The 4,743-nt window shown below is 43.8% G+C and carries 5 protein-coding genes; all 5 read left to right on the top strand.

Annotation, left to right across the window (positions count from 1 at the left end):
* Positions 1-347 precede the first annotated feature (347 nt).
* The 5 genes from COV43_09120 to COV43_09100 all read left to right on the top strand — a co-directional run bounded on the left by COV43_09120 (position 348) and on the right by COV43_09100 (position 4,597).
* Positions 348-1,064 carry a hypothetical protein gene (locus tag COV43_09120; GenBank protein ID PIR24688.1) on the top strand — a complete coding sequence of 239 codons (717 nt, stop codon included), beginning with the start codon at positions 348-350 and terminating at the stop codon, positions 1,062-1,064.
* Between the two features lie 149 nt (positions 1,065-1,213).
* The gene (locus COV43_09115) at positions 1,214-1,924 is read left to right on the top strand and encodes a hypothetical protein (GenBank protein ID PIR24687.1); all 711 of its coding nucleotides are present in this window, start codon (positions 1,214-1,216) and stop codon (positions 1,922-1,924) included.
* 19 nt (positions 1,925-1,943) lie between these two features.
* Positions 1,944-2,498, top strand: a complete 555-nt coding sequence (locus COV43_09110) for a LemA family protein (protein ID PIR24686.1) — start codon at positions 1,944-1,946, stop codon at positions 2,496-2,498.
* A 17-nt stretch (positions 2,499-2,515) separates the two neighbouring features.
* Positions 2,516-4,201 (top strand): electron transfer flavoprotein, encoded by a 1,686-nt coding sequence (locus COV43_09105; GenBank protein PIR24685.1) that lies wholly within the window; start codon positions 2,516-2,518, stop codon positions 4,199-4,201.
* Positions 4,202-4,315: 114 nt separating this feature from the next.
* The gene (locus tag COV43_09100; GenBank protein ID PIR24684.1) at positions 4,316-4,597 is read left to right on the top strand and encodes a hypothetical protein; all 282 of its coding nucleotides are present in this window, start codon (positions 4,316-4,318) and stop codon (positions 4,595-4,597) included.
* The last annotated feature ends 146 nt before the right edge of the window (positions 4,598-4,743 follow it).

Here is a 4,743-nt window from a genome sequence, read left to right as displayed (position 1 = left end):
CCAGACAAATTTTACAGACAAGTAAAAATGCTTCTCACCCAACACCTTGGTGTTTCTGAAGCTGACGCCAAACGCTTTATTGATGCTGATAGGGCTGAAAGAAGAGAGACGTAGAGAAAAAAACTTGTCATTCCAAAATGAAGTCTTCGTAGAGACGCATTGCAATGCGTCCCTACAATTGTTCGCGTCATTGCAGAGAAAAACTGAATTGTCAGAGGAGATTGCCACGTTTTTGTTTCACAAAAACTCGCAATGACAGCATTGATCCATCGCACTATTGTTCCATTGCCCCATCGCCCTATTTGAACCATTGAACTATTTCTCTGCTCTGCTACACAGACTGCATCATGAAAATGCTTCGTCTTTTTTTATTTCTCTTTTTCCTTAACCTCTTCACTTCACTTCCGGCTTTTGCTCAAGGTGGGCATTTTGTTTTTGATGCGGCCAATCTTTTGGATGCGAAGACGGAGCAAGAGCTTGAAATTTTACTCACTTCTTTTGAGCGAAAAACTTCCATCGAAATTGCGGTGGATATTCCCGCGAGTCTCAACGAAAATGTGATTGATGATTATGCTGTCACGCGCTTTGAACAACTTGGCGTTGGCAAAAAAGGAAAAGATAACGGGCTTTTGTTTGTCATTGCTCCCAACGAGAAAAAAACCCGCATCGAAGTTGGTTATGGCCTGGAAGGTGTGATCAATGACAGCTTAGCGGGCAGGATACTCGATAACGCTGTAATTCCTTTTTTCAAAAAAGGTGAATTTGGAAATGGCGTTGTGCAAGGAACGCTGAGTATTATTGATGTGCTGAACACAAAAATGGAATTGAACTTTAAATTTTCTGGCGAGGTTCCTCAAGTCAAAAAAAATTCACTTCCATGGCCGTTCAAAATTTTGTTTGGCTTGTTTTTTCTGTACATGTTCATCAAACATCCTCGCCTGCTATTCTTTATCCTGCTTGCTTCTGGTGGCCGTGGAGGTGGCGGCGGACAAGGGTTTGGTGGCGGCTTTGGTGGGTTTGGGGGTGGGATGTCAGGTGGAGGAGGTTCTTCCCGTGGTTGGTAGCTCATTGCAATAGTGTTTTTCTTCCTCTCCCTAAGGGAGAGGAACGAGGTGAGGGTGTAGTTTTCAAATATGTGCCTTTCTCCCTCCCCTTACTCCCCTCCCGCTAGGAGGGGAAATTTTAAAAATTATGAACACAAAAAGGAGTTGGTATGAATCTTTACGAATTAAATCAGCAGCTTCAAAAAATATATAAAGAAAAATTGCTTTCGTTTTTGGTGTTTGGATCTTTATCGAACCAAGATTCAAAAACCCTTGAAAAAAAAGTGAGCACTTTAATGGTGCTTTCAGATTTGAACATGGAAATTTTGGAACTCGCTTCTGATGTGCTGCAAAAATGGTGTAAGCAAGGTAACCCTGAGCCACTCTTTTTTTCACCGCATCATTTTCAAGATGCGCTTGATGTGTTTCCACTTGAGTATTTAGACATCAAGCAACGCAGCAAAGTCTTATTTGGCCAGCATCCGCTGAAAGAAAAAGCAATTCCGCTGGGCAACTTAAGACATCAGTGCGAAACAGAACTCCGCGGCAAAAAACTTCACCTTCGAAGTTTGTTTGCAAGTCACAAAAATGATAAAGAACTTTTACTGAATGCTCTTATGGGAAGTTTAAGTTCCATCCTCTTAAGTTTTCGCGGAATACTTCATTTGCTTGGCGAAAAACCTGAAGACAAAAACAAAGAGCTTATTTTGCAGCTTGCAAAGTGCATTGAATGTGATCCGCAAATTTTTCTGGTGCTTGCAGAATGCTTGGAAACTGGAAACACCAAACAGATCAAAAAAGAGTTGCGCAGCACGCTCCATGCTTACTTGACACAACTCACCACCATCACTAGATATGTGGACACACATTCCCTCACCTAAAGCTTTATAAGGAGTAGATATGAAAAAAATATGGATTATACTTGGCGTCGTAGCTCTTCTGTTTTTGCTTTCATTTCCAAAATATAATTCACTGGTAAGTGCCGATGAAAACGTAAGCACCGCGTGGTCTCAAGTGGAAAACGTTTTACAACGACGCGCTGATCTGGTTCCCAACTTGGTCAACACCGTAAAAGGGTATGCTTCGCACGAAGAAAAAGTATTCACCGAAGTAACCAACGCCAGAGCTAGAGTTGGCCAGGCTTCTAGCGTTCCAGAAAAAGTTGAAGCCAACCAAGCTTTGGGTGCAAGCCTTGGAAGGCTTTTGCTGGTTGCAGAAAATTATCCGCAGCTAAAAGCCAATCAAAATTTCTTGCAGCTTCAAGATGAACTTGCCGGAACAGAAAACCGCATTGCCGTTGAGCGCAAACGCTACAATGAAGCGGTGCGTACCTACAATACTTTGGTGCGACGTTTTCCCAGCAATCTCATTGCCGCCATTTTTGGCTTCGAACGAAAAGCTGTTTATTTTGAAGCTGGCAAAGGCGCAAAAGAAGTACCGCAAGTGCAATTTTAATTTTTGAAGGAGTTTTTATGTCGCGCATTCCCGCTGATTATCCACCACCGGTAAAGGCCAACGAATTTGTTGGCGCGCCAGCTGCTGGCCCTGAGCTGCAGCTGAATGCTGGCGTGCTTTTCGTGGGAGCTGGGCCTGCAAGCTTAGCCGGCGCTATTCGCTTGAGCCAACTGCTGGAAACAGAGCCAGAACTTAAAGCTGGACTTGGTGACTTCCCGGTTGTAGTGGTAGAAAAAGGAAAATTCCCCGGCGCGCATTTGCTTTCTGGCGCCATTATTAATCCCGTCGCGTTTCATGCTCTTTTTCCTGAAATGAAAGATGAAGATTTTCCTTTCTTCGAAAAAGTTTCCTCTGAAAAAGTGTATTTCCTCACAAAATCTGGAAAAATTCGCATCCCCACTCCACCTACCATGAAAAATCATGGCAACTTTTCGGCCTCTCTTTCCAAAGTGGGCGCATGGCTTGCCGAAAAAGCTGGTGAACTTGGCGTAACCGTCTTGCCCGAAACTGCTGGCACAAAACTTTTGCTGAAAGATAATGCAGTTGTTGGAATTAAAACTGACGACAAAGGCCGCAATCAAGACGGCTCACAAATGCCAAACTTTCAAGAAGGTTCAGAGTTCATCGCCAAGGTTACCGTTTTGGGCGAAGGCAACAAAGGCCACCTCACCCAAGCTGCTTTGGAGCATTTTTCTTTGCACGGCGAGATGCCCCAAATTGCTGCCCTTGGCGTGAAGGAAATTTGGAAAGTCAAAAAACCGCTTAAAGATGTTGTTCACACTATGGGCTGGCCACTTAAACTCAGTGCTAAGCATCACGAATTTGGCGGAAGTTTTGTGTATCCTTACGGCAAAAATAAAGTTGCCCTCGGTTTAGTCGTTGGACTTGATAGCAAAAGTTCTGGCGTTTCCGTGCACGATCTTTTGCAAGAAATGAAACTGCACCCTTTCTTTGCAGATTTACTCAAAGATGGCGAACGTCTTTCATGGGGCGCAAAAACCATTCCCGAAGGCGGCTACTATGCACTGCCCTCCCAGCTTCACTTTCCGGGCGGCATGTTCATTGGCGACTCAGCCGGTTTTGTAAATGTTCCCGCGCTCAAAGGCATTCACTACGCTATGTGGTCTGGCATGTTGGCAGCCGAAACTATTTTTGAACAATTGAAGGCAAAGAAAAACCTGCAAGAAGCTGGTGTGCTTGCAAGTTATCACGAAAATATTCATCAAAGTTTTATCATCAAAGATCTCTACAAAGTGAGAAACATGCGACAAGCTTTTGGTGAAGGCTTCTGGAAAGGTAGTGTTTTAGCTGGTCTCATGACCGTGACTGGCGGCGCTTTTCCTGGTGGAAAAAGATTGTGCAAGCAAGATAGCCAGCAAGAACTGTTTGCAGAAAAACGAAACTATCCCAAGCCAGATCACAAACTCACCTTTAGCAAACTTGATAGCGTGATGGCTTCGGGCAATCGCAGTAAAGATAAGCAACCAAATCACTTGCGTGTTGCACAAGCTGTTTCTGAAGAAGTGGGCAATGCCATCATCAACATGTGCCCCGCCGAAGTATATGAATGGAAAGAGCATGATGGCAAAAAACATTTGTTCATCAACCCCACAAACTGCATCCATTGCAACGCCATCAGCTTCAAAGGCGGCAGACTCACACCACCAGAGGGTGGCAGCGGACCTGAGTATGAGGAGATGTGATAACTTACCAAAAAGTGCCAGGCACTTTTTGGCGACGTGCTACAATGGTCATTTGCTGCCCATAAAATAGGATCAAAACCAGAAAGTGCCTGGCACTTTTTGGTAAAGGAAGCCATGCTAAGTTGGAAAGAACTCAAAGAACAAGTGAAAGAAGAACAAAAAAGAAATCCGCGAAAGCCTTTTACTCTTACTGCTTTTCACAAAATCTCAATCGTTCTCATCACCCTTTTTTCGACGTATCTTGTTGTGTATAAACCAGTTGCACCAGTTGCAGCACTTCTTAGACTTCAAGCTTCTGTTTTTGGAGGAGAATATCATCCATGGGCAAGTGTGGTGATTGTTTCAGCCTGTTTAAATGCGGTGTTTTTCTTTGTGTTATCTTGGTTTCGGAAATGATAAAAAACTTTCACCCCAATTACTGTCGTTAGGGTTTGGTTGAGATAGAGTTGTAGATCCCCTAAATTCACAAACGAAGTGCAACACTTTATGGATAAGGTGTTGCCATGGGAACCTACTACAAACAACTATCGTTGGAAGAACGG

The sequence above is a fragment of the Deltaproteobacteria bacterium CG11_big_fil_rev_8_21_14_0_20_42_23 genome (assembly GCA_002796345.1).
In the GTDB taxonomy this organism is placed as follows: Bacteria; UBA10199; UBA10199; order 2-02-FULL-44-16; family 2-02-FULL-44-16; genus 1-14-0-20-42-23.
This window is presented reverse-complemented; position numbering and strand designations above follow the sequence as displayed.